General features: G+C 36.1%; 28 protein-coding genes and 3 pseudogenes. All 31 read right to left on the bottom strand.

From position 1 onward, the window contains the following. Nucleotide 1: 1 nt before the first annotated feature. Entirely contained in the window at nucleotides 2–865 is an 864-nt protein-coding gene (locus JCM12304_RS09895; RefSeq protein WP_019375718.1) for a MinD/ParA family protein, read from the bottom strand. After that, the gene (flhF, locus tag JCM12304_RS09890; RefSeq protein WP_019375717.1) at nucleotides 858–1,979 is read right to left on the bottom strand and encodes a flagellar biosynthesis GTPase FlhF; all 1,122 of its coding nucleotides are present in this window, start codon (nucleotides 1,977–1,979) and stop codon (nucleotides 858–860) included. The genes JCM12304_RS09895 and flhF overlap by 8 nt, the downstream gene beginning before the upstream one ends. Then, nucleotides 1,976–4,009 (bottom strand): flagellar biosynthesis protein FlhA, encoded by a 2,034-nt coding sequence (gene flhA / locus JCM12304_RS09885; RefSeq protein WP_060680126.1) that lies wholly within the window; start codon nucleotides 4,007–4,009, stop codon nucleotides 1,976–1,978. Before flhA ends, flhF begins: the two co-directional genes overlap by 4 nt. 19 nt (nucleotides 4,010–4,028) lie before the next feature. Further along, nucleotides 4,029–5,096, bottom strand: a complete 1,068-nt coding sequence (gene flhB, locus JCM12304_RS09880) for a flagellar biosynthesis protein FlhB (RefSeq protein ID WP_369813155.1) — start codon at nucleotides 5,094–5,096, stop codon at nucleotides 4,029–4,031. Nucleotides 5,097–5,109: 13 nt separating this feature from the next. Continuing rightward, nucleotides 5,110–5,889 (bottom strand): flagellar biosynthetic protein FliR, encoded by a 780-nt coding sequence (fliR, locus tag JCM12304_RS09875; RefSeq protein ID WP_019375714.1) that lies wholly within the window; start codon nucleotides 5,887–5,889, stop codon nucleotides 5,110–5,112. A gap of 3 nt (nucleotides 5,890–5,892) precedes the next feature. Beyond that, on the bottom strand, nucleotides 5,893–6,162 hold the full coding sequence (gene fliQ, locus JCM12304_RS09870) for a flagellar biosynthesis protein FliQ (protein WP_019375713.1): 270 nt from the start codon (nucleotides 6,160–6,162) through the stop codon (nucleotides 5,893–5,895). A gap of 35 nt (nucleotides 6,163–6,197) precedes the next feature. Next, a complete protein-coding gene (gene fliP, locus JCM12304_RS09865) occupies nucleotides 6,198–6,863 on the bottom strand; it encodes a flagellar type III secretion system pore protein FliP (RefSeq protein WP_019375712.1) in 666 nt (221 codons plus the stop codon). After that, nucleotides 6,856–7,497 carry a flagellar biosynthetic protein FliO gene (fliO, locus tag JCM12304_RS09860; protein ID WP_019375711.1) on the bottom strand — a complete coding sequence of 214 codons (642 nt, stop codon included), beginning with the start codon at nucleotides 7,495–7,497 and terminating at the stop codon, nucleotides 6,856–6,858. Before fliO ends, fliP begins: the two co-directional genes overlap by 8 nt. Before the next feature lie 14 nt (nucleotides 7,498–7,511). Then, on the bottom strand, nucleotides 7,512–7,874 hold the full coding sequence (locus tag JCM12304_RS09855; protein WP_019375710.1) for a response regulator: 363 nt from the start codon (nucleotides 7,872–7,874) through the stop codon (nucleotides 7,512–7,514). 18 nt (nucleotides 7,875–7,892) lie between these two features. Next, nucleotides 7,893–9,029, bottom strand: a complete 1,137-nt coding sequence (fliY, locus tag JCM12304_RS09850; RefSeq protein WP_019375709.1) for a flagellar motor switch phosphatase FliY — start codon at nucleotides 9,027–9,029, stop codon at nucleotides 7,893–7,895. Beyond that, nucleotides 9,019–10,018 (bottom strand): annotated as a pseudogene (gene fliM / locus JCM12304_RS09845) (flagellar motor switch protein FliM). The gene fliY and the pseudogene fliM overlap by 11 nt, the downstream one beginning before the upstream one ends. 32 nt (nucleotides 10,019–10,050) lie before the next feature. Beyond that, a complete protein-coding gene (fliL, locus tag JCM12304_RS09840; RefSeq protein ID WP_019375707.1) occupies nucleotides 10,051–10,470 on the bottom strand; it encodes a flagellar basal body-associated protein FliL in 420 nt (139 codons plus the stop codon). Next, nucleotides 10,463–10,678 carry a flagellar FlbD family protein gene (locus JCM12304_RS09835; protein ID WP_019375706.1) on the bottom strand — a complete coding sequence of 72 codons (216 nt, stop codon included), beginning with the start codon at nucleotides 10,676–10,678 and terminating at the stop codon, nucleotides 10,463–10,465. The genes fliL and JCM12304_RS09835 overlap by 8 nt, the downstream gene beginning before the upstream one ends. A 46-nt stretch (nucleotides 10,679–10,724) precedes the next feature. Further along, a complete protein-coding gene (gene flgG / locus JCM12304_RS09830) occupies nucleotides 10,725–11,585 on the bottom strand; it encodes a flagellar basal body rod protein FlgG (RefSeq protein ID WP_019375705.1) in 861 nt (286 codons plus the stop codon). 83 nt (nucleotides 11,586–11,668) lie between these two features. Continuing rightward, entirely contained in the window at nucleotides 11,669–12,040 is a 372-nt protein-coding gene (locus JCM12304_RS09825; protein WP_019375704.1) for a TIGR02530 family flagellar biosynthesis protein, read from the bottom strand. Nucleotides 12,041–12,059: 19 nt separating this feature from the next. Next, nucleotides 12,060–12,509: a flagellar hook assembly protein FlgD gene (gene flgD, locus JCM12304_RS09820; RefSeq protein ID WP_019375703.1), complete on the bottom strand. Its 450-nt coding sequence runs from the start codon at nucleotides 12,507–12,509 to the stop codon at nucleotides 12,060–12,062. Between the two features lie 9 nt (nucleotides 12,510–12,518). Further along, nucleotides 12,519–13,772 (bottom strand): flagellar hook-length control protein FliK, encoded by a 1,254-nt coding sequence (locus JCM12304_RS09815; RefSeq protein ID WP_240456716.1) that lies wholly within the window; start codon nucleotides 13,770–13,772, stop codon nucleotides 12,519–12,521. 37 nt (nucleotides 13,773–13,809) lie between these two features. Next, nucleotides 13,810–14,394 carry a MotE family protein gene (locus JCM12304_RS09810; RefSeq protein WP_060680122.1) on the bottom strand — a complete coding sequence of 195 codons (585 nt, stop codon included), beginning with the start codon at nucleotides 14,392–14,394 and terminating at the stop codon, nucleotides 13,810–13,812. A gap of 5 nt (nucleotides 14,395–14,399) precedes the next feature. Beyond that, nucleotides 14,400–14,846, bottom strand: a complete 447-nt coding sequence (gene fliJ, locus JCM12304_RS09805; protein ID WP_019375700.1) for a flagellar export protein FliJ — start codon at nucleotides 14,844–14,846, stop codon at nucleotides 14,400–14,402. 5 nt (nucleotides 14,847–14,851) lie between these two features. Next, nucleotides 14,852–16,163, bottom strand: a pseudogene (gene fliI, locus JCM12304_RS09800) (flagellar protein export ATPase FliI). Beyond that, nucleotides 16,160–16,915, bottom strand: coding sequence for a flagellar assembly protein FliH (gene fliH, locus JCM12304_RS09795; protein ID WP_060680120.1), 756 nt, complete (start codon nucleotides 16,913–16,915; stop codon nucleotides 16,160–16,162). The pseudogene fliI and the gene fliH overlap by 4 nt, the downstream one beginning before the upstream one ends. Next, nucleotides 16,908–17,921, bottom strand: coding sequence for a flagellar motor switch protein FliG (gene fliG / locus JCM12304_RS09790; RefSeq protein ID WP_019375697.1), 1,014 nt, complete (start codon nucleotides 17,919–17,921; stop codon nucleotides 16,908–16,910). Before fliG ends, fliH begins: the two co-directional genes overlap by 8 nt. Before the next feature lie 12 nt (nucleotides 17,922–17,933). Beyond that, nucleotides 17,934–19,528: pseudogene (gene fliF, locus JCM12304_RS09785) on the bottom strand (flagellar basal-body MS-ring/collar protein FliF). 57 nt (nucleotides 19,529–19,585) lie between these two features. Further along, nucleotides 19,586–19,891: a flagellar hook-basal body complex protein FliE gene (fliE, locus tag JCM12304_RS09780; RefSeq protein WP_060680118.1), complete on the bottom strand. Its 306-nt coding sequence runs from the start codon at nucleotides 19,889–19,891 to the stop codon at nucleotides 19,586–19,588. A 16-nt stretch (nucleotides 19,892–19,907) separates the two neighbouring features. Further along, nucleotides 19,908–20,354, bottom strand: coding sequence for a flagellar basal body rod protein FlgC (gene flgC, locus JCM12304_RS09775; RefSeq protein ID WP_060680116.1), 447 nt, complete (start codon nucleotides 20,352–20,354; stop codon nucleotides 19,908–19,910). A 3-nt stretch (nucleotides 20,355–20,357) separates the two neighbouring features. After that, complete coding sequence (flgB, locus tag JCM12304_RS09770; protein ID WP_060680114.1) at nucleotides 20,358–20,747, bottom strand: flagellar basal body rod protein FlgB; 390 nt, start codon at nucleotides 20,745–20,747, stop codon at nucleotides 20,358–20,360. Nucleotides 20,748–21,057: 310 nt separating this feature from the next. Further along, a complete protein-coding gene (gene codY, locus JCM12304_RS09765; protein ID WP_019375692.1) occupies nucleotides 21,058–21,837 on the bottom strand; it encodes a GTP-sensing pleiotropic transcriptional regulator CodY in 780 nt (259 codons plus the stop codon). Nucleotides 21,838–21,864: 27 nt separating this feature from the next. Further along, on the bottom strand, nucleotides 21,865–23,262 hold the full coding sequence (gene hslU / locus JCM12304_RS09760) for an ATP-dependent protease ATPase subunit HslU (RefSeq protein WP_060680112.1): 1,398 nt from the start codon (nucleotides 23,260–23,262) through the stop codon (nucleotides 21,865–21,867). Nucleotides 23,263–23,280: 18 nt separating this feature from the next. Continuing rightward, nucleotides 23,281–23,826 (bottom strand): ATP-dependent protease subunit HslV, encoded by a 546-nt coding sequence (gene hslV, locus JCM12304_RS09755; protein WP_121614939.1) that lies wholly within the window; start codon nucleotides 23,824–23,826, stop codon nucleotides 23,281–23,283. A gap of 14 nt (nucleotides 23,827–23,840) precedes the next feature. Next, complete coding sequence (xerC, locus tag JCM12304_RS09750) at nucleotides 23,841–24,755, bottom strand: tyrosine recombinase XerC (protein WP_019375689.1); 915 nt, start codon at nucleotides 24,753–24,755, stop codon at nucleotides 23,841–23,843. Between the two features lie 297 nt (nucleotides 24,756–25,052). Then, nucleotides 25,053–25,370 (bottom strand): hypothetical protein, encoded by a 318-nt coding sequence (locus tag JCM12304_RS09745; protein ID WP_019375688.1) that lies wholly within the window; start codon nucleotides 25,368–25,370, stop codon nucleotides 25,053–25,055. Nucleotides 25,371–25,718 lie beyond the last annotated feature (348 nt).

Raw genomic sequence — 25,718 nt, 5'->3', positions numbered from 1 at the left:
ATTACCTCTCTAGTATCAGCTGTTTTAGTTTTCGGACAAATGAACTACTTGGTTTGTTATCCTTTTCTGTAACACATTGTATATAAGTTCTTGTTATTTTTTTAATCGCCTTTGAAACAGGGGCTCTTTCATTAAGAAGTAGATAAGGTGTTTGCCTTCTAACTGCATTGGAAACGTGTTTATCTTCAGGGAGAATCCCCAGTATCCTCACTTGTTTATTTAAAAATTGTTTAATAACATCAGAGAATTTTGTTGAGGCAGTCTGCCCATCACGCTCATTCTGTGCCCGATTCATAATGATAGAAATTGGTAAATCAGAATTATAAGCTACAATATGTTTAATCATACTATATCCATCGGTAATAGAAGTAGGTTCCGGTGTAGTTACCAATATGCATTCATCTGAAGCCAACATAAAAAAAATACTATCACTAGTCACTCCTGCTCCCATATCGAAAATAATGTAGTCATACTCGGAAGCTACTCGAGTGAACTGCTTATAGAAATAATTCCTGTTTTTATCATTCATGGTAAAGAAATCTGCTAAACCAGAACCGGCTGCAATATAGGACAAATTACAGGGACCTTGTTCAATGATATCAAAAATTGATAATTGTTCTTTGAACATATCAATGATGGTTTTCCTTGGGTCCACTCCAAGTAAAATATTTATATTTCCCATACCTATGTCTAAGTCTATAATCAAGACACTCTTTTTCTGTATAAGAAGTTCAAGGGAGAAATTCAAAGCTACATTTGATTTCCCCACCCCGCCTTTTCCACTAATTATGGAAATTGTTTTTGCTTCATGTTCATCTTTACTTTTATTCAGACGTCGCCGTAATTCCGATGCTTGATCATTCATTCGTGATACTTCCAAAAACAAAGTCAGTTACCAGCTCTGGAGTGGCAACAAGTAAATCTTCCGGCACATCCTGCCCATTTGTTATATATCCAACTCCAACTTGCTTTTCTAATGATATAGTAAGCATACTTCCAAACTGAGTCGTTTCATCCATTTTAGTAAATATTACATTTTTTATAGGAAGGGAATTAAATTTATCATAAACTTCGGTTAAATCCTTTGACTTGGCCGTCATCGCAAGGACCAAGTACATCTCTGACTGCATTCCGATTGAAGTATACTCTTCAATTTCATTAACATACTTCTTATCTCTATAATTCCTCCCTGCAGTATCTACAAGGACAAGATCATAATCCTTAAATTTTTCTAATGCAATCAGATACTCCTTCTGGGAATATGCGACCTCCATGGGTACTTCTAGAATGCGGGCATACGTTCTCAACTGTTCCACAGCAGCAATTCGATACGTATCCATAGTAATAAACGCAACTTTTTTATGGTCTTTCAGCATACTGTTAGCTGCAATTTTTGCAAGTGTTGTGGTTTTTCCGACTCCAGTTGGTCCTACAAAATAGACAACTTTGTTTTCATAACTGAGTCCCGAGAAATTAAGTTCATTTAATTTCTCTTTAACTTCATTTTTAGTCTCTTTAACTATCATCTTATAATCAACCAATGTGAGATCATTAAACTTATCCATTACGGAACGAATTATTTTATCAGCTAAATACGAGTCTACTTCTTGATCACAAAGATGCTGATAGACAAGCAGGAAATCTGCTGGATAATCGTATTTTTCTTCAGCGGAATGCTTGATCAAACTTTTCAGTTGCTTAATCTCATCCAATACTTGTTGATTAGATGATAAGGATTCCTCAGGTGTTTCCTTAGAAGGCAAAGGTATCTCTTTATCAATAGCAGGTTTTTGAGGAGACAATACAGGGTCCGGATCAAGGGCTGCTACTACTTCAATTTTTGTTTTTTGAAATAAACCTAAAAATCCCCCATGGCGTACTTCCTTAGAATTTAATATAACAGCTTCTGAACCTAGTTCTTTTCGGATTTTTTTCATCACTTCAGGCATAGTAGGGCCTATATATTTTTTTACCTTCATGCGATATTAACAACTCCCACGCTTTGTACTTCCACAGTCGGCTCCAATTCATTATAAGAAAGCACCACCACCTGCGGTAAAAACCTTTCCACCAATTGTTTTAAATACATTCTAATCGCAGGAGAGCATAACAGTATCGCGGTCTCCTCCTGTATAGCAAGTTTCTCCACTTCATGATGTATTGTCTTTATAATTTCTTGTTGCGTCTCTGGATCTAAAGACAAATAATTTCCATGCTCTGTTTGCTGAATATTTTCCGCTACCATCTTTTCTATCTTTCCGGAAACAGTAATCACTCTTAAAGACATATCTTCATGAACATATTGTTTTGTTATTTGTGGAGATAATGCTTGTCTTACATATTCAGCCAATAATTCCGTATCATTTGTTAACCTTGCAAAGTCTGCCAATGATTCAAAAATCACTGGTAAATTACGAATCGAAATATTTTCTTTAAGTAACTTGCTTAACACTTTCTGTACATCACCTACATTTAGCGGCTCTGGTGTTACTTCTTCAGCTAATGTCGGGTAACTTTCACGCAAATGCTCGATCAGTTGTTTTGTTTCTTCTCTACCTAATAATATATAAGCATACTTTTTAATTATTTCTGTTATATGTGTAGATACAACTGAAGGAGGATCAACAACGGTATAGCCTGATAACTCAGCCTCATCTTTATATTCTTCTGTAATCCATTTTGCCGGGAGACCAAATGCAGGCTCTTCTGTAGCAATTCCTTCCATATCATCCTCTTCAATATCTGGAGCCATTGCTAAATAATGATCTAACAACAATTCTCCCTTCGCTACTTCATTTCCCTTGATTTTTAAACGGTACTCATTGGGATTCAGTTGTATATTATCTCTTATTCTTACAACTGGGATGACAATACCAAGCTCTATGGCCAACTGACGTCTAATCATTATTATCCGATCAAGCAAGTCACCACCCTGGCTACTGTCTGCAAGAGGAATAAGCGCATAACCAAACTCAAATTCAATTGGGTCCATATTTAAAAGGCTGACTACATTCTCCGAAGATTTCATTGAAGAGCTTTCAGTTAAATCTTCTTCTTCCGGATCAGGGATATCAGGCTCAGCTGTTTGACGCTGTAATAAATATCCACTTAATGCAAGTAATCCACCAAGTAATGTAGTCAAAAAGAAGTTTATAGGTGTTAATCCAAGTAAGAATATTGTACCTGCAGCGATGTATAAAAGTTTAGGGTATTGAAGTAACTGGCCAGAAACCTCTGTTCCCAAATTCCCTGTACTTGCAGTTCTAGTAACTACTATGCCTGTCGCAGTAGAAATTAATAATGCGGGTATTTGGCTAACAAGTCCATCTCCAACAGTCAAACGCATAAAAGTGTTGATGGCTTCTTGGAAAGTCATATCCATCTGAACCATACCGATAATAAGTCCAAAGATAATATTAATTAGGACAATAATTATTCCAGCAATTGCATCCCCTTTTACAAATTTACTGGCCCCATCCATTGAACCATGGAAATCCGCTTCATTCTCAACTTTTTCTCTTCGCTCTTTTGCCTGTTGCTCTGAAATTAAGCCAGCATTCAAATCTGCATCAATACTCATTTGTTTACCTGGCATAGCATCTAATGTAAAACGGGCAGATACTTCAGATACACGCTCTGCTCCCTTGGTAATTACAAGAAATTGAATGATGACTAAAATTATAAATACAACAAATCCCACCAATGGATTACCACCAATTACGAAAGAACCAAATGTTTCTACCACTCCACCAGCCTGCGCTTCTGAAAGAATAGATCTCGTAGTAGATACATTCAGACCAAGTCTGAATAGGGTTAACAGCAATAAGAGAGTTGGAAAAACAGAAAACTGTAACGCTTCCTGTGTATTCATAGACACTAGTATTACAATCAATGCAATCGATATATTACATAAAATGAGTACACTTAAAAGCCATCCGGGCAATGGGATGATTAACATGATTATGATTAATATAACGCCTAAGAGTACAGATAAGTCACGTGCTTTCATTATTATTTCTCCTTATTGCTTAAACTTTTCTCTCTAATTTATAAACATATGCCAATATCTCTGCAACAGCTTGGAAGAAATCCTCCGGAATTACGTCACCTATATCAGTTGCACCGTATAATGCGCGAGCGAGTGGACGATTTTCTACTGTAACTACATCATTGGCCTTTGCAACTTCTTTAATCTTCAATGCCACTTGGTCAACGCCTTTCGCAAGTATGTATGGAGCGTTAGCTTTTTTTTCATCATACTTAATTGCAATGGCAAAATGTGTAGGGTTTGTTATCACAACGTCAGCCTGTGGAACTTCACTCATCATTCTGCGAGTAGCCATTTGCTTTTGTTTTTCTTTTATCTTAGATTTAATTAATGGGTCACCTTCCATATTCTTGTACTCATCTTTTATATCCTGTTTTGACATTTTCATGTTTTTTTCAAAATCATACCGTTGATATGCATAATCAAAAACCGATAAGAGTAAAAGTGCGAATGCTGCGGTTATTCCCATAATAATCGTAGTCCGCCCAAAGAAACCAAGAGCATTCTCTGCATTTTTAAATGCAAGCATGAGCATGTCGTCTTTAAACATCCATATAATCAAAAATGTTATAACACCGATAAACACGATTTTTAATAATGATTTTGCCAGCTCAACCAAAGCTCTGACTGAAAAAATTCTTTTCGCTCCTTGAATCGGGTCAATTTTCTTTAGGTCTAGCTTCAGCGGTTCTGTGGTAAACAGAAAACCAATCTGCATAAAATTAGATGTAAGACCTGCTACTATAGCGATTATCATAATTGGTGCAAGAAATTTGGCCGCTTCGATTGTTGCTCCGCTAAAAACCCGATGAACTGTTTCTTCGGTTACATCCCAATGAATGAATTCTGTAAATGTGTGTTCATATAAGGAAGTCATTCCGTTTTTCATTGAGCTACCAAAAACAACTAGTATCATAAATGAAAATAAAAGTAAAATAGCTGTATTAATATCTTGGCTTTTAGCAACTTTTCCTTTTTTTCGTTCATCCTGCCTTTTTTTCGGGGTAGCTTTTTCTGTTTTTTCACCTGCAAAAAATTGTAGATCCATCCGCAATTGCAAGTTAAGCACCCCCAAATAACTGCATTAGCTGTCGCATGACTTTAAACATAGATTCAAATAGCCGGTTAACCAATGAAACATAGAGACTTAAAAATATAAAAATGGCCATAAAGCTAACAAGTATTTTAAGAGGTAATCCAACAACAAAAACATTTAATTGCGGAACAGTACGGGCGATAATACCTAAGGCAACATCTACCAGAAATAAACAACCTACAATAGGGATGGCCATTTGAAACGCGATTAGAAACATTTTATTAAATGTATCGATAACAAAATCAGCTATTGAGCCATTTTGAAAAGGAATAAATGCATCAATCGATATAAATTGATAACTATTGTATATACCATCTATTAATAAATGATGTCCATTAACCGATAATAAAAATAATAGTGCAATAATATAGAAATATTGCCCCATTAAAGGACTTTGGGCACCTGTTTGGGGGTCTACTACATTCGCAATAGCAAAGCCCATTTGGAAATCAATAAATCCACCTGCAATTTGAATAGCTGATAGCAGGATATAAGCTATTAATCCGACAAGTAAACCAACCATTGCTTCTTTTAGAACCAATAGAATATATGTACCATCAATTTCTATTACTGTTACGTCTACCGTATAAAATATGATAAGAGAGAGAAAAAAACTGAAACCAATTTTAAAATGGCCTGGTATAGTACGATAAGAAAATAAAGGTAAAGTAACAAAAAAAGCTGATACCCTGACTAAAATTAATAAAAAAACAGGTATACTGTTAACATTTATAATATTTAACATACATTACCCTACAAACTGATTTAAATTTAAAAATAGATTTGCAGTAAACTCTACCATCTTGGACAGCATCCAGGGGCCAAAAAAAACAAGGCCTACTAATACTGCAACGATCTTTGGAATAAATGCCAGTGTTTGTTCCTGTATTTGGGTGGTGGCCTGAAAAATACTGACCAATAGACCTACTGCAAGGGCTAGGATCAATAAAGGGCCGGTTACTAATAGAATTGTATAGATTCCTCTTTCCGCTAATGTTAATACAAATTCACTACTCAAATGCTTCACCTACTTTATCCAAAATCCATGCAGTCCTAAAAACTATCTAACAATGCATGTGTAATTAAATACCACCCATCCACCAATACAAATAATAAAATTTTGAATGGCAAAGAGATCATTACAGGCGGCAGCATCATCATTCCCATGGACATCAGAACACTTGCAACTGCCATATCAATGATTAAAAAAGGTACAAAAATCATAAATCCCATTTGGAAGGCAGTTTTTAATTCACTTATAGCAAATGCTGGGACAAGTGTTGTTAGCGGAATATCCTGTATGTTTTCAGGTTTCTCCAACTGGGAGTAATTCATAAATAAAGACAAGTCTTTCTGCCGGGTATGTTTAGCCATAAATTCTTTTAAAGGAAGGCTTGCCTCTTCATAAGCTTGTTCTAAAGATATCTCTTCATCAAATAAAGGTTGTAATGCTTCATCATATACTTCATTAAATACGGGAGCCATAATAAAAAAAGTTAAAAATAATGCTATTCCAATTAAAACTTGATTTGGTGGCATTTGTTGTGTTGCCAGCGAAGTTCTGACAAACGATAATACTATAATAATTCTAGTAAAACTGGTCATCAATATTAGGATGCCAGGTGCCAAGGAAAGAATAGTAAATAATAATATTAATTTAACAGATGTGGCAACATTGGACGGGTCGGTGTCTGAAAACATATTAATGAATTCATTCATGGCTATCTTCCTTGTCTTTTCTTTGTTGTAACAGATGGCTTCTTTTAACTTTTAGTTTTTCCAATTCAGAAGAGAACAATTTATTAAAATCTTGCTTCTCTTTTCCATCGTGATTAGATATTGTATTGAAAAAACCTGATAAACCAGACCCTTGCTTTGTAGATGTCGAGGTGTTTTTACTTACAAGATCATCAATTACTTCCTGGTCAGTAATCTCCTCTAACAATTCAACATTTTCCCCTACGCCCACTAAATAAAATCGATTACCAACACGAACAATTTGCACCGATTTGTTTTGACCAACAGAGACGCCACCTAAATTTTCCAATGCTTTTACCTGATTAAATAACTTATTCCTTTTGCTAAGAAATTTAAGTAATAGATAAATCAAACCGAGAACGAGAACAAGAGCAAAAAACATTTTTATCAGTTCAATGATGAGCGAGCCCTCATCTTCTGGATCAGTTAGTACTGTGCTCTCATTTTCAGTATTAGTATCCTGAGTTTCTAGTTTTTCGCAATTGATTCCTTCTTCCATACAATCGTTCACACTGGGGTCTTCAGCACTTACAGTGGTAGAGAAGGAAATCATGAAAGTAATTACTATAAGCAAGCCCGCCAAGTGTTTAAACATTTTACTCATTACTCCTAGCCTAAAGCCTTTTGAATAGCTTCTATTACTCTATCTGCCTGAAAAGGTTTTACTATAAAGTCTTTTGCTCCAGCCTGTATAGCATCTATTACCATTGCCTGCTGTCCCATTGCAGAACACATGATAATTACCGCATCCTTATTAATCTCTTTAATTTGCTTTAAGGCTGTGATTCCATCCATTTCCGGCATCGTTATATCCATTGTTACAAGATCAGGAGTTAGCTCTCTATACTTTTCTACTGCCTGGGCTCCATCTTGTGCTTCACCTACTACTTCAAAACCATTTTTTACCAATATATCTTTTATCATCATTCTCATAAAAGCTGCATCATCAACAACTAAAATACGTTGTGCCATTTTATATCCCCCTGTGAGTTATCTTAGTTTCATTAAACGATCAGATTGACTAATAATATCGGTTACTCGAACGCCAAAATTTTCGTCAATAACTACTACTTCACCTTTAGCTATTAACTTTTCATTTACCAAGATGTCAATTGGCTCTCCAGCGAGCTTATCAAGCTCAATAATTGACCCAGCTGTAAAATCAAGAATATCCCGAATGGACCGTTTCGTTCTGCCTAATTCCACTGTTACTTTTAAAGGAATGTCCATTAGCATATCCAGGTTTCGCTGTTCTGTTTTATTTAAATTTACATATTCGAAGCTTGAAAAGTCAGCTTCTTGAATATCATTTGGCTGATAGCTTGTCTCACCCAAATAATGTGGTTCATTCTTAGTCTCTTCACTTGAAGGGAGTGGTGCAGAAGTCTGTTTCATATCAGTTGGTTTTTTAGTTTCTTCCATAATAGTAGCTGCTTCTTCATTGGCGGGTCCGTTTAATAGTTGACTCACTAAATCTTTAGCAAAATGAATCGGCATCAATTGCATCATATTAGAATCTATTAACGTACCTACCTTTAAATGGAAGAACACCTTTACATAGGCTTCTTCGTTAAACATATTTTTAGTTTCATTATCTGGGTCCTCCATCCGGATAGTTGGAGGTGATATATCCACTTTTTTATTAAAGACAGTTGACATACTTGTAGCCGCAGCACCCATCATTTGATTCATAGCCTCTTGAACAGCGCTTAAATGAATTTCATTTAATTCCTCTGCAGGAGCGGTACCATCTCCACCTAACATAATATCCGAGATAATAGCAGCATCTTCTGATTTGATTACGAAAACATTTTTCCCACTAAAACCTTCTATGTATTCTACTTCTACACTAACAGGTTCAAATGTAAATTCATCATCCAGATCCGTTTTTTGAATTACAGAAACCTCTGGGGTGGTGATTTCTACTTTTTGATTTAACAAGGTCGAAAGCGTTGTCGCAGAACTACCAAAGGAAATATTTCCAATTTCCCCAAGTGTATCTTCTTCTATTGTGGTTAATTGCTCTTTATAAGATGCTCCAGCAAGATCTGAGGTATCATCTTCATCCTCACTTACCTTTAATAATGCATCAATTTCTTCCTGGGAGAGCATTCCATCATTCATCATACAGTTTCACCCCTTTAATTTCTTCCAAAACTTGTACAGACATTTTGTTTTTGTGTTTTCCTGGTTGTACATGGAACTTGGGTTCATTATTTATTGACAATAATAAGGGTTGGTCAATTTGTTGATCCAACGCTATCACATCTTTTTTACCTAAGTTCAAAAATTCTTCTATATTTATACTTGCTTGTCCTAAAATTGCTTTCACTTCTAGCTGAGCTCCCTGGATGTTATTTGAAAGCTTTTCATATGCATCCATGTCTCTTTCTTTAGTAGTTGTTTCCATCCAATAATGTACAGATAACTTGTCAATAATTGGTTCAAGAACAATATGAGGAATACAAATATTTATCATTCCACTTGTTTCGCCAATTGTTGTGTTCAATGAAACAACCACGACGGTCTCATTAGGTGAAACCATTTGTAAGAACTGTGGATTCACTTCAAAATCTTCTAAAATCGGGTCTACCTCTCTAATGGAAGCCCATGCTTCCTGTAAATTAACTGCTGCTTTTTCAAAGAGCTGAGACATAAGAATCGTTTCTATTTCTGTTAAATTATCAACCTTATTTACACTGCTGCCTTTTCCTCCAAGCACTCTATCGAGCATGGCATAGGCAATATTGGGGTTTATTTCCATTATTAATCTGCCATCAAGGGGCTTTAAACTATAAACATTCAAAACAGTCATCTTTGGAATGGAGCGAATAAATTCCTCATATGGTATTTGATCCACAGAAGCGACTGAAATGTTAACATACGTTCTTAGCTGAGCAGAGAAAAAGGTTGTTAATAACCTAGCGTAATTCTCATGAATTCTTGAAATTCCTCTGATCTGATCTTTAGAAAATCGTAATGCTCGTTTAAAATCATATACCCGTACCTTTTTTTTCTTTTTCTTCCTTTTTTAATTCCTCTGCGTCCATTTCGCCCGAAGTAATGGCGGACAATAAAGCATCAATCTCATTTTGCGAAAGGATCTCATCAGCCAATTAAACCCACCTCCATTCTGGAGTCCTAACATTTACTGTAGAATTTTGCTTACTGTATACACATTAGTTATTTTTCCTTCTGTCATTACAGCATTCAGTTTTGTTTTCACTTCAGCTTCCAAATCAGTCAAGCCTGTTTTAAATTTCTCTTCATTCATTGTTGCTAGTTCTTTTATTAAAATGTTCTTTAATTGAAAATCCCTTTTGCTGATTTCCTCTTTTGCATCCTTACCGTCTGTTAATATCTGAAATTGGATCCTTACAAACCTTCCATCTTCCAGATCTGTCGTAATTTCGGGTGTTTCATATGCATATTCTACGATCTTGTCGATTGATTCGGCCTTTCCTTCATCTTTATCTCCTGAAATATTTAATACAACAATTAAAGCAGCAATAGCCACGATTAGTAATATCGCCATGGAAGTAATTGTTGTTTTAACCAGTTTACTCACTTGCTTCACCTTCCTTTAGCGAACCTTGCAAACCAATGCTTTGATAGTAATTTGTAATAAGTTCAATTACTTGTTGTTCTGGATTTTTTACAACAAGCTTTTTTCCATTAATTAAGGTAAGTGTAGTATCAGGTAATGATTGTATCTGTTCAATCATCATTGCATTCAGGGTAAATGGGTCTCCATTGAGACGTGTCAATTGAATCATATAGGGCGGGAGTATTTATATTAGAACAATACTCCCTACCTCCTTACTATCGTTTTAAGTTTACTAGCTCTTGTAATATTTCATCTGATGTTGTGATAATTCTTGTGTTCGCCTGAAATCCGCGCTGGGCTGTAATCATTTCCGTAAATTCCTCTGATAAATCAACGTTGGACATTTCAAGTGAGCCACTTATAATGGAAGCCGAACCTTCGGATTCAGGTAGCACGTAGCCTGAGAAACCAGCATTTTCACTATTTAAGAATAAATTACTTCCATCTTTCTGGAGACCTGCAGGGTTTGAAAAGTTTGCCAATAATACCTGACCAGAAATTTTCGTGTCGCCAGAATCATCAATATAGTTAACAATTCCATTGGACTGAACACTAAAGCTTTTAGCATTTTCAGGAATCTGTATTTGTGTATATTTTAAAGAACCATCAGGGTTTGTTACTGTATCACCATTTTCATCTAATTCTACAGCAATTAAATACAACCCTTGGGGATTTACTACGTACCCATCATCATCTAAATAGAAATTTCCTGCTCTAGAATACGAAACATTGGAATCATCTAAATTAGGTTGTAAATCATCGGCCACCACAAACATACCATCTCCTTCTAGAGCAAAGTCTAAGGGGCTATTCGTGGTTTGTCTGAAACCCTGGGTGTGAATATTATCAATGGTACCTAATTGAGACCCTAAGCCCACTTGATTCGGATTTACTCCTCCTCGAGTTGCTGTAGGCCCCTGTGCACCTGAGGTCATTTGACTCATCATATCTTGAAAGGTTACTCTCCCTTTTTTGAACCCTGAAGTATTTACGTTTGCAATATTGTTCCCTATCACATCTAGCTTTGTTTGGAAACCTTTCATTCCTGAAATACCTGCATACATTGACCGTAACATGTTATTTATCCCCTTTTGGATTTAATTTTTATTCTGTTGTATCTATCATTCAACAACAGTATGGCTTCCTATTAAGGTCCAGCCTATCTATTTATAATAATTGTCCCATTGATATTTGAGAAAATGCGATTTGTAGCCTCTTCCCTATTCATTGCAGTAACTACGGTGTGATTCTTAGCGCTAACCAGCAATGCTGCTTGATCCATGACTACTAATGAATCAGTAATGCCTTTTTTCTTTGCTTCACTAACTTTCTCTCCGATTAATTGCCATTGCTTCTCGTTGATTTGAATATTTCTTTCATTTAAACGTTGATTGGCATGTTTACTGATTTTCAACTCTTTTTGTTCCAACGTTAAAAAATCTTTAAATGGAACAGTGCTAGATGGACCCACTGATTTTTTAACTGGATTCAGAGCTACTTGCTGTGGTAACTGGTGTATTCGATGGTCCATAATTCTCCCTTCCTGTCAACTAATCTTCTTTAATAGTAGGTTCACTTACCTGTAAAACAGCATCAGCATATATTTTTTCACCATTTTTCAGCTCAAGAATTGCCCATCCTTCTTTTTGACTTACTGCGACAACTTTACTTGTCTCTACATCTAGCTTCTCTCCTGTATCCTTGTCGAAAGCCTGGTATGAAACTTCTTTGCCAATCATATGGCTATACTCTATAACTGGCGAAACTAACTGACTTTGTACTAGCTGTTCAATCGAATTAGCCATATTCGTTGTTTGCTCAAGAGAGGAAAATTGGGCCATTTGAGATATAAACTCTCTATCGTCCATAGGATTTGTAGGATCCTGATTGGATAATTGTGTCATTAAAATCTTTAAAAATTCATTTTTTCCAAGCTCAGGACTTGGTGTTCTTGTCTTTTGCTGATTCTGTAAATACAAAGACGGGTCTATTTTAGTCATACGTTTCACCTATACTTTCTCATTCAAAAGTGCTTCTTCAAATGTCATAGCGAAATCATCATTTTGGTTATTCTCTTGATCATGTTGTGATTGTTGAGAGTTCTCCTGATTATCTGAATGCTGATCTGATGTTTCTTTTTGTAATGACTGGCCATTTTGCAAGTTTAATTCCTGTTTTTCTACAACTACTTGTTGAGGAGAGAACATATGGCGCAGCTGATGCATATTGGAATCCAACATTTCTTTTGCAGCTTGACTGGAGACTAGAATTTTCACCGTCATTTCTCCATTGATCTGCGTCAGCTTCACTACCATTTCTCCCATATTTCCAGGTCGTAATGTTATATTCAGTTGGTTGGTTCCATTGGGTGTAGACATAAATTTGCTTGATTTTATCAGCCGCTGAAATTGTTCCATTAACTGTTGATCATTTGATTGTGTACTTTGCGCCTGATTTAAATGAATAATAAACTGCTCGACTTTGGACATTGGCATTGATGTTGGAGTTATCGTTTGTACATTTATTTTTTCAGTCAGCCCATGATTCTCTAATGCTTTACTCATCCATTTCGCAACATCGTTAGTAGTTACTTCTGCAGCACTATTGTATTGATGTTTGGTTACAAGTTGATTTCTCTTTGCGAAATTTTGAACTAACTCTTCCAATATAGGTGATTCTTTTACAATTAAGGACTGAACCTGTGCTACATTTTGCTGGTTAGCTCCGGATTTTTTACTTATAGCAGTCCATTCTTTTAAAATGTTCAATAACTCAGGAGCGTTTTCCTTCATCTGTTTTTGGTTAGTAACAGCCGTCGTCACTTGGTTTAGAAGATGATGGGCTTTTGTAAAAAGTTCAGCAATCTGCTTCATTACTTTTTCATTAACTAGGGAAGCGGGCATCTGGGACAAAATCATAGGTACATCCTGTGAAAATGGTTGTGATAAAAACAAATTTTCAACCAATGACAACATTTCTTCTTGATTTGTCGAGTTATTTTCCACAGTTCCGATTTTATTTTGCTTTATCAAGTCCATTAGAACTGTCTGCAAATGATTTGGAAGCTGTGCATCATGTATAATACTCTCTACATTCTCTTGGTTATCTAAGACAGCTGTGTCTAAGGCATTTTCATTTGCAGGCTGTAACTTAGCTAATAGCATTTGAAATAATGGAGATTCCTCTTTCAGAGAATGTGGCATTTTCGACATATGCTCTTTCCCGGTCCCAGATATTTGTGTATTTGGTAAAAACATCCCCATAGCGTTCACCTTTTCACCTCCCTTCGAAAGTTAGAAATTAAGAATTATCATTAATTAACTTTTGTGTTAATTCAGCTGCTTTTGCAGGCTCCATTTCTCCAAGGATTTCTCCTCTTACCTTATTGGATAGTTCTTTTAATAAACTCACTGCTGTATCTATTTCTAAATCTGTTAGTATAAGTGCTGCTTGCTGTCTATCCATACCTTTAAAGGATTGAGACATGGTTTCTACCATAGTTGATTCCTTTGAATCTTCTTCCATGCTGGGGTTAGACGTGTTTTTCTCCAATTTAACAATTTTCTGTTCCAATCGATTATTAATTGTTTTCAGATCATCTACTTGTTGATTAAGTTCTTTAATCTCTTTTTCTCTTTGAGTCACTTGTGATTGGCTTTTATCGGTGTCTACTTGTTTTTTTTCATCCTCGTTACTGGAAACTAATGTGGAAGCCCCAGGGATATGAGCTAACTTGTCTTTCGTCCAATCTATTACGTTAACACCCGCCATACTTAAAATCACTACGGTTATGGTTATTATTACGACCAGTGGTACAATTACTGCAAAGATAAACCAAATAATCGGATTCAACTTTTTCTTATCTGTTTTGTTTTGCTTACTCATCTATGTCACCTGTTTTTTTGACCTAAATATTGCTGGATAGATAATTCGTCCATAAAGATATTCTCTGATCTTTGGACGCGTTCATGCTCCTCTAACTTTCTATTTTGAATAACTTTTTCAAATTTTTTCATTTCCATATGAGCATCAGTCAGTTTTATCTGCTTTTGTTCCATTGCATTTCTTGCTTGCTGAACCTCTGACTGCAAATCATTTATTTGCTTGTTTATATATTCAATATGAATAGCTTGTTGTTTTATTTTATTTATGGAAGCACCGTTATGCAGATCCGTTTCATATGTTGCTTCGGCTGCTTCCTTCTTTTTGAGTATGTTGTATAGCCTTGTTGCCATTTCTTCAAATACATCCATGGATTGGTGATATGCTTTTTGTGCATTATTTTTTTCCAATTCCCTGACTTGCAATACTTTAGATAATGATACTGTTCCAGACATTTCATTTATCCTCCATTTAACAAAGCTTTCATTTTATTAATAGAATCTTCAAGGGAAATCGTTTCAAAAATTTCTTGCTTAAGAAACGACTGTATTTTTGGATAAAAGTTAATAGCCCTATCGATCTCGGGATCTGTCCCTCGCTTATATGCACCTATTTGAATCAGTTCACTATTTTCTTCATATACAGCCAACAAAGATCTCATTTGCTGAGCAAGATTCTTATGCTCTTTGTCTGTTATTTGATTCATAATACGGCTGATCGATTTTAATGTGTTAATCGCCGGGAATTGTCCACGCTCAGCAAGCTTTCGGTCCATAATAAAATGTCCATCCAGAATTCCGCGGACTGTGTCAGCGATTGGTTCGTTCATATCATCCCCATCCACCAATACAGTGTAGAATGCAGTTATCGTCCCTACTTCATTTGTACCCGCCCGCTCAAGTAACTTTGGTAAAGTTGCGAATACCGAAGGAGTATACCCTTTTGTGTAGGTGGCTCGCCTGTCGCAAGACCAACTTCCCTTTGAGCCATAGCCACTCTAGTCACAGAGTCCATCATTAAATTCACGTTAAGTCCCTGGTCTCGAAAATATTCACTTATCGCTGTAGCAGTATAGGCACCTTTAATTCGCATTAACGCTGGCTGATCTGATGTAGCTGCCACTACAATTGACTTCTTAAGCCCTTCTTTCCCAAGGTCTTTTTCAATAAATTCCCTGACTTCTCTACCACGCTCGCCAATTAAAGCAATTACATTAACATCAGCACTGCTGTTACGAGCAATCATCCCTAGTAGTGTACTTTTCCCAACACCACTACCGGCAAAAATCCCAATTCGTTGACCTTTGCCAACTGTTAACAGGGAATCTATCGCTTTTACTCCTACTTGAATAGGCTCATTAATCGGCTGCCGTAACATAGGGTTTGGGGGCGTCTGTTCTGTCAAATAGTTTGATAATCCTTTTGGTAGATCCGTTTTATCAAGGTTCTTACCAAGTGAATCAACTACCTTTCCAATAAGCCTCGGCCTATTTTAACGCTTAATGGTCTCCCCTCTGACTCTACTAAACAACCAGGTCCGATTTCTGTAAGCTCTGAGTATGGCATCAGAATAATTTTTTCATTATTAAAGCCTACTACTTCAGAAAGAACAGGAGGTCTGGCACTGGTAGATGCGTGGATATAACAAACATCACCTATATTGGCTTCTGGTCCTTGTGACTCAATCATAATTCCGACAACCCTTATGACCTTGCCATACTTTTTATAAGGATTAGATTGGTCTATAGCTTTTAATAGCGGCTGAATGTTCATGTCGCATTCTCCCTCGAAACCTCATGCAATACCTGTCGTAATTCATTTAACTGGGTATCAATACCTGCATCCATTTGACCGAATGGATGTTTGATAAGACATCCATTTTCCGGTATTTCAACATTTATATAAATTGCTAGCTTTACATCCTCTTCCAGTACTTGCAGCAGCTCTTCTTTTTGCTCCAAAACAGTTTCATAATTAGCTGGGTTCAGATAAATGGATATTACCGACTGATCTTTTAATTCACGAATTGCTGATTTAACGATTGGCAAAAAGGATTGAGAGGATTTCTCAAGCTGTTGTCTCAATATTTTTTCGGCTGTGTACATTGCTAGTTCAATGATAGACTCTTCATGCTTCTCGATTGTCGCATGATAATCATGCCCTGCACTTTCAACAATAGAATTAGCCTGATCGATTAAAACGAGATATTCATGGTGGGCAGCTTCTTCACCTTCTTTATATCCAGCCTGATAGCCCTCTTTTTTTGCGCTTTCTATATAAGCATGTTTTTCTGTCTCCCAGTTTTGCCTTGCCTGCTGTATCTCTGCATTAGTCTCGTTTAAAAGCAGTTCTTTATGGTTTCTCAAATCTTTTAACTCAAGTTTTAAATTATCTATCTGTTCACTTATCTCTTTTTCAACTACATCTAAAGCTGAAGCAGTTGTTCCTGAGGGATCTGTTGAAGGGACAGGAACAACAGACTTCACTTCAATCTTCCGCTTTCCACTAAGGTTAGAATTAGACAATAATGTCATCTCCTCCACCACGAGCAATCACTATTTCTCCTACATCTTCCAATCGACGAATACTTCCAACAATTCTAGTTTGCGCTTCCTCTACATCACGCAGTCTGACAGGACCCATATATTCCATTTCCTCTTTAAATGTCTCTGCCATTCTCTGGGACATGTTTTTAAATACAATATCTTTAACTTCATCGCTAGCCACTTTAAGGGATAGTCGCAAATCATCATTATCTACTTCCCTGATTACCCGCTGGATCGCTCTATTGTCGAGAATAACAATATCTTCAAATACAAACATTCTCTTCTTAATTTCATCTGCCAGATCAGGATCCTGAATTTCAAGTGCATCTAAAATTGTTCTTTCAGTACTCCGATCAACACCGTTTAATACTTCAACAACTGCTTGAATCCCACCAGTTTGCGTGTAATCTTCCGTTAACGAAGAAGAAATATTTCTCTCAAGCACTTGCTCCACTTGACTAATAATTTCCGGTGAGGTGGAATCCATCGTTGCAATTCGTTTAGCGATATCAGCTTGCATTTCTTGAGGTAATGCTGACAAAATTTGTCCGGATTGCTCAGGGTCAAGATAGGATAAAACTAAAGCAATCGTTTGTGGATGTTCTCCTTGTATGAAATTTAATACTTGCTGTGGATCAGCCTTTCTGGCAAAGTCAAAAGGTCTTACCTGTAAAGAAGAAGTCAATCTGTTAATGATATTTGAAGCCTCTTGCGAACCAAATGCTTTTTCAAGTACAGTTTTTGCGTATCCTATCCCACCTTGTGTTATATAATCCTGCGCTAAAGCAATTTGGTGAAATTGTTCCAACACCTCTTCTTTCACATTTGAATCTACTTTTTTTACTGAAGAAATCTCTAAACTCAGTTTTTCTATTTCTTCTTCGGAAAGATGTTTATAAACTTGTGCTGATACATCTGGACCTAGGGAGATTAATAAAATTGCAGCCTTTTGTTTACCTGTTAATACTCCTTTTTGTCTTGCCATACCAATTACCTCCTAATCTTCCCCTATCCAACTTCTTAACAACTTCGCAAAATCTTCCGGCTTTTCTTTTGCTATCTTTTCTAATTGTTTTCTGCGGATAACAGCTTCCGATTGTTCATTATCCGGCATTTCAGGTACCGTAGTAACTTTTTCTTCTGTTAGCTCTTCTTCAATTTCTTCTTCTTCCTCATTGTTTCTTTTGCGGAAAAGTAGAATTGCTAATAGAATTATTATTATTAATAGTGCTGCACCTGTTATATACAACCATTTCGGGATCGCGCTCACTTTAGAATCAGGTAATGAAGGCTTTCCATTAAATTCTTGAAAGATGATAGAAACCTTCTCTTCTGGATTAATCTCTCCATATTCTTTACTTATGGAAGTACTAACTATTGAATTAAGGATAGAAGATATCCCTTGCTCTACTGCTGTCTGCTCCTGCTGGGTAAGAAACTGTATTTCCTTTCCATTTGTATCTTTTTTGTTATTAACAGCAACTTGGATACCAAGATCTCTAATTTTATATGGGCTTTCGACAATATCTTTTTGGATTCTGCTAAACTCGTTATTAACTGTCTCTTTCGTCATTTCATAATCGCCGTTTCCATCCTCATCAGCGGCAGGATAGTTTGGAATGTCCTCTTCACCGGTCCCTGTTGTACCTCCAACAGGTGGGTTGCCCGAATAAGTCTCCTTAATCGTCTCAACACTTACAGGCAGACCCTCCATGTTTTCTAAATCTACCGGTTCTACGATGTTTTCAGTCCTTTGTTCCTGTGTAAAATCAACATCAGAAGTTACAGAAACAATGACATTTTCCATACCAACCATTGCGCCAAGCATTTGTTGCATTCTACGTTGAATGTCCTTCTCTATATCCTTTTTAACAGATTGCTGGTATGTATATGTATCTTGAGATCCTGTGTTGCTTGTGCATCCCTGTCAAAATAATTAGAGTACTGGTCCATGATCACTATATTTTCAGCTGGTAGATTAGGAACAGCTTTGGATACTAAATGATATAAAGATTCAATTTGATTATTTTTAAAATCATAGCCAGGTTTTGTTTGCAGGACAATAGATGCGCTGGCTGTTTGAGAATTTTCATCAACAAAAACTGGTTCTTCCGGCATATTAATCATTACCTTAGCATCTTCAATACCATCTATTTTCCCAATCATATTGGAAAGCTCTGTTTGCATTGCATCTAATTTCATCATATTGAATTCATTTTCAGTCACACCCCAGGAAGCATTCTCACTAAAAAAAGAATAATCAATATCTCCGCTATCTGGAATGCCTTGACCAGCAAGATCTACAAGCAGAGAGTCGACTTGGGCTTCCGGCACAAGAATAGTAGTGCCTCCATCCTGTAACTCATACTCAATACCTCTAGCATCTAACTCCGTTTTTATTTGACCAACTTCCTGTATTGACAAATTATTGTATAAAGGGACGAAAGTCTTTCCTGATGTAAATAAGATTAGCCCTGCTACCAGGATGATCACAAAAAAGATAGATCCAAAAAATATAAATTTTTGACTTTTCGTTCGCTGTGTCCACCAACTGGTTAAAGTTTCTTTCCATTTCAATAATTTTTCTTTCATAGTTTCCCCCACCAAAGTGCCAAAAAAATAAAACGCCTATTTAATAGCATTTTTGTATTATACTTGCATTCGCATTATTTCATTATAAGCATCAATTGCCTTACGTTGTATTTGTACTGTAGTATCCAAAGTAATACTTGCCTTTTGTGCTGTAATCATCACCTCATGCAAGTCATCCACTTTTCCGTTAATTAAATCATCCGTTTTTTTATCGGAGGCTATTTGTGCCTTGTTTACCTCATTCATCGCTGATTTTAGGGAGTTAGCAAAATTAGCTTGTGCTTTTCCCGGTGAAATTTTAGGTTTCATATCTTGAGAAACGGGTATAAGTGAGTTAGGCATAGGGTTGATTATTGTTTTCATTTCTTAACCTCCTATATTATTTTCCAATTTCCAATGCTTTTAATAACATAGCCTTACTTGCATTCAAAGAAGTAATATTCGCTTCATAGGAACGGGTCGAGCTCATTAAATCAACCATTTCCTTTAATGGATCAACATTCGGAAGCTGAACATAACCTTGCTCATTTGCATCTGAATGGGTAGGATCATAAACTAGTTTAAATGGCGATTGGTCTTCCTTGATCTGTGAAACCTTTACCCCAGCCGTTGTGCTTGATCCTGTAGCTTTATGTAATAAAGAGCTGAAACTAGCTTGCTTTGGCTCCATTGATACTATTTTTCGTCTGTAAGGTACATATTCCCCATCTTCCATGGTAGCTCTAGTCGTTTGCGCATTTGCTATGTTAGAAGATACTACATCCATTCTTAATCTTTGTGCTGTTAACGCACTCGCACTGGAGTTTATTGAATTAAAAATTGACACTTATTAGTTCCCCCCTCTAATCACTTTCTGCAAGCTCCCGAACTTTCCATTGATACGGTCAACAAGAGATTGATAATATATTTGGTTTTTTGCTAAATCAGCCATTTCCTTATCTACGTCTACATTATTACCATTATGGTTATAGACAGTATTATTTTTATTTATCGTTCGAAAAGACGAATCGATATTATTGAAAGTCAAATGTTTCTCATTAGTTCTTTTAGCTTCCAATGTAGAGAGGGTTTGTTTTAACACATCATTAAAAGCAACATCTTTCGCTTTATAATTCGGTGTGTCGATATTTGCTATATTATTGGATATAGCCTTATTCTTTGCCGAAGAATATCCAAGTGCATTTTCCAAATTATTAATAGTGCTTCCAAACAATGACAAATTTTTTACCTCCTTCGACGGACATAAACATTTTTTTCCTACGAATATTGTATGTTAATTAGCCTATAAAGTCTATTACTTTTCGACATTTTCTTTAATAAGAAAATAATATGGTTAATAATAACTAGTAATTTTTTCCTTGTTTTTTAGTTAATTATGGAACTAAACAAGCGAAAAACTTAATGCCTATAAAAAAAAGCACGGAACATAGTGCTTTTAGATCTTTTTAGATATAGTCATTTTATAAATATATTATTTAACTCTTTTTACACATACAAAAAGCTGGGTACTAAAACCCAGCTTTTTGTATTTATCTTGAACGCAGTTTTTCTAATTCGACAAGGAATTTGCTATTAAGCACTTTGATATACGTTCCTTTCATCCCTAAAGAACGTGATTCAATTACACCAGCACTTTCTAGTTTACGTAATGCATTAACAATTACAGATCTTGTGATACCAACTCTGTCAGCTATCTTGCTTGCAACTAAAAGCCCTTCATGGCCATTAAGTTCTTCAAAAATGTGATCAATTGCTTCCAATTCACTGTAAGATAACGAGCTGATTGCCATTTGAACAACAGCTTTGCTTCTTGCTTCCATTTCGATTTCTTCAGTTTTTTCATGCAGAATTTCCATACCTACAACTGTTGCTCCATACTCAGCCAAAAGTAAGTCATCATCATTAAAAGTTTCTGATAGTCTTCCAAGCACCAATGTTCCTAGACGCTCTCCGCCTCCAATGATTGGCACAATTGTTGTATAACCATTTTTAAACAAATCCTTGTTTTCCACTGGAAACACAGTATGCGGGCTATCAATATCAAGATTTGCAGTTGTTTCATGTATATTAAATAATCCTTGCGTATACTCTTCAGGGAATTGTCTTTCTTCGAGCATATTTTTCATACGTTCGTTCTCAATTTCCTGATTAATGGCAAATCCTAATAATTTTCCTCTTCTGCTTAGAATGTATACATTCCCTTTGATTACCTCTCTTAGTGATGCAGACATGTCGTTAAAATTCACCGATTTTCCTGTAGCTTTCTGTAACATTGCGTTGATTTTTCTTGCTCTAGTTAATAATTCCATGATAATCCTCCATTCAATTCAATATTGTTATAGTATAAATTGGCTTAGATCTTTGTTTTTTACAATAGAACTTAGCTTTTCATCAACATATGCAGGTGTAACCTCTATCTTCTCCATATTAATATTCGGAGCTTCAAATGATAGATCTTCTAAAAGTTTTTCCAATATAGTGTGAAGACGTCTTGCTCCGATATTATCGGTATCCTGATTCACCTGGTAGGCGACTTCCGCTAATCTATCTATAGCTTCGTCCGTAAAAACAAGGTTTATACCTTCCGTCTTCATCAGGGCTTTATATTGTTTTAACAAGGCGTTAGAAGGTTCTTTTAGTATTCTGGTAAAATCCTCAACAGATAGTTTTTCTAATTCCACCCTAATGGGGAATCTACCCTGAAGTTCAGGAATTAAATCAGAAGGTTTCGCCATATGGAAAGCTCCAGCAGCAATAAATAGCATATGGTCCGTTTTCACCGTTCCGTGTTTCGTAGTTACAGTTGAACCTTCAACTATAGGAAGAATGTCTCGTTGGACTCCCTCCCTAGAAACATTCGCTGTGTTATCTTGCTTTGCGGCAACTTTATCGATTTCGTCGATAAAAATTATTCCAGCTTGTTCAGCCCGCTCTATAGCCGTTTGGGATACCTCTTCCATATCTACAAGTTTTGCAGCTTCTTGCTGTGTTAAAACTTTTCTCGCTTCTGAAACTGGGAGCTTTCTCTTCTTAGTCTTCTTAGGCATAAACTGACTGAAGGCATCTTGCATATTCATGCCCATGTGTTCCATACCCGAACCTTGCAGCATATCAAACATAGAAGGTGGAGTTTCTTCTATTTCAATTGTGACTAAGTGATCTTCAAGTTCACCCAACTGCAATTGATGTTCAACTCGTTTTCTTTTACTAATAATCTCTTCATCAAGATCCTTTTCGTTACTGTTTTCAGTATCACTATTTGCTTGACCTGAAAAAAGCATTTCAAATGGATTTTTAATATTGTTTTCTTTTTTCACTTGAGGTACCAACAGTTTAACAAGCTTCTTATTTGCCTCTATTTCCGCCTTACCTTTTACTTCGTTGATTTGTTCCTCTTTTACCATCCTTATAGCCATTTCCACGAGGTCACGAACCATGGACTCCACATCTCTACCGACATAGCCAACTTCTGTAAATTTAGTGGCCTCCACCTTCACAAATGGAGCACCTACTAATTTAGCAAGACGCCTTGCAATTTCTGTCTTACCTACCCCAGTCGGGCCAATCATTAAAATGTTTTTCGGAACAATCTCATCTTTAATTGTTTCCTCCACATGCATTCGTCTGTAACGATTTCGTAATGCAACAGCAACTGATCTTTTCGCATTTCTTTGACCAATAATATATTTGTCCAATTGGTCAACTATTTGCTTAGGAGTGTAGTTTATACCCATTTATAGAAAGGCCTCCTTTTAGTCAAGTACCTCTAATGTAATATGGTCATTTGTGTAGACACATATTTCTCCTGCAATTTTCATTGCAGCTTCAGCAATTTCTTTTGCAGTTAGGTGATTAGAATATCTAGCTAACGCTCTTCCTGCACTAAGCGCATAATTACCTCCAGAACCGATTGCAAGTATTCCGTCATCTGGCTCAATTACTTCTCCTGTACCAGATACAAGAAACATATTCTCTTTGTCCATAACAATTAGCATAGCTTCCAATTTTCTTAAAACTTTATCACTACGCCATTCTTTAGCTAGTTCTACAGAAGCTCTAGCCAGATTTCCGTTATATGCTTCCAGTTTTGTCTCAAATTTTTCAAACAAGGTAAAAGCATCAGCAACAGATCCTGCAAATCCTGCCAGAACTTGACCTTTAAATAAGGTACGAACTTTTTTGGCTTTATGTTTCATTACAACCGCGTTTCCCAATGTAACTTGCCCATCTCCACTCATGGCACATTGGCCATTATGCTTTATTGCAAATATAGTAGTAGCGTGCATTTCATTAGCCAATAATCTCACCCCTCTTACCCGTTTTGATTAGCCCGTGGATGGCTATTCATGTAAACTTTGCGTAAATGGTCTTTTGTAACATGGGTATATATCTGTGTTGATGATAAATTTTCATGCCCCAGCAGCTCCTGAACACTTCGCAAATCTGCGCCCTCATTAAGTAGATGAGTAGCAAACGTATGTCTTAATTTATGTGGATGAAGATGTACCGTTAATGCAGCTTCCTCAACCATTTTATTTAAAATCAGACGAATACCTCTAGAAGTTAAAGGGTTCCCACGTGAATTTAGAAATACCATCTGGCTGGATGTATTACTGTTTTCCAGTAACTTTTGCCGCCCTTCATTTATGTACGTTTCAAGAGCTATTTCTGCAAATCTTCCAAAAGGTATATATCTTTCTTTTCTACCTTTCCCTTGTACCAACATTGTTCCAATTGAAAAATCAATATCCTTCATCTTGAGCTTTTCACACTCACTCACCCTCATGCCAGTAGCATATAAAGTTTCTAGAAGAGCTTGATTACGCTGTCCCATGGGGTTAGTCAGATCACTGACATCAAATAGCTTTTCAAGTTCCTCACTATACAAAAAACCCGGGATTGCTTTTTTGGTTTTCGGTAACTTAATGTTCATAAATGGATTTTTGGTAAAAAGCCCCTCGCGCTCCATAAATTTATAAAAGCTGCGCAACGAGGAGACTTTCCGTGAAACACTTCTTCTATCGAGTTGTTTATTATACAACCTGGTGAGAAATAACCTGATAACCGCCTGATCAACATCATCTATGTCTGGAATTTCTTCTTCTTTTAAAAAGCAAAAAAAATCCTCCAGATCACTAAGATAATATTTTACAGTGTAGGGAGAGGCATTCTTTTCAATTTGCAAATATGTCGTAAATGCTTTAGAAGCAGTACTGAAATTAGTCAAGGTTCCACCTCATTTGAACAGCGAATAAATCATACCATACAATAAAATGTATTGCAATAAATTTAACTAAATTGCAACAAAATTCTGAAACAAATTATTTCCACTCTGGTTTTTCTTTCCTATTACATATTATGGCTGGATTTGTTAGGACAAATTTATTGTCAAGTAAATATCCTTACCAATTGGTAATTATAGCTACATCAAAAAAATTAGTCAAACATCAGCCTTTTATTTTATTTAGAAAAATTTAGAAGGTGAAAATTTTATGAACAGACTGGTATTACTTGTATGGTCAAATTAACGATTAATTATTCCTAATTCATAAATTTTTGTTTTTGTATCATCTGTTCCCAGCTCATATAACATTTGAAAAATTCTCATCATATGGTCATCATACGCATTTCTTTCATCATCAGCTCCCCATTCATCAAATGGTTTTGCTAAAAATGACATTGCCTTTTTTTCATTTTTGTCCTTCTTCATAAATAATTCGTTCAATTGCTCGATTTCATTATGGTCTGCAATAATCTCATATTCAATACCGCTTCCCGGAAGTGATACCTCTCTAATATCTTGCGTATCAACTGTTACAAAATAATGCTTTCTATCAGCCATAATTATCCCTCCTATAAACAACAATTCCCGTTTTACATTGAATGAAACTTCCTAGAGTGTCAAAGGAAGTTCGCGATTACTTGTCACAACGAAAAACTATCAGACTTTATCCCAACCAGATAGTCAGTTTACTGAAACTCCATGCCCCAGTTAATACTTTGAAAATGATAAAGAACAAAATTTTATTCTTTGGTTCTATTGCAATTGTTAGAAAAAACATATTTTGTTCAATTCGTAGTTGGAAGGAACTGCGACCTAACTTGGCTTATAAAAAGCTCAGTGAAATATTTGAGTAGACGCGCCCCATTGATTTCCGTTGCATGCGGACGCTTTCCGCCGGCAGGAGTC

It is taken from the genome of Virgibacillus halodenitrificans JCM 12304, assembly GCF_001310895.1.
In the GTDB taxonomy this organism is placed as follows: domain Bacteria; phylum Bacillota; class Bacilli; order Bacillales; family Amphibacillaceae; genus Virgibacillus_Q; species Virgibacillus_Q halodenitrificans.
Note: the sequence above shows the minus strand (reverse complement) of the source record. Positions and strands in the feature narration are given on the sequence as shown.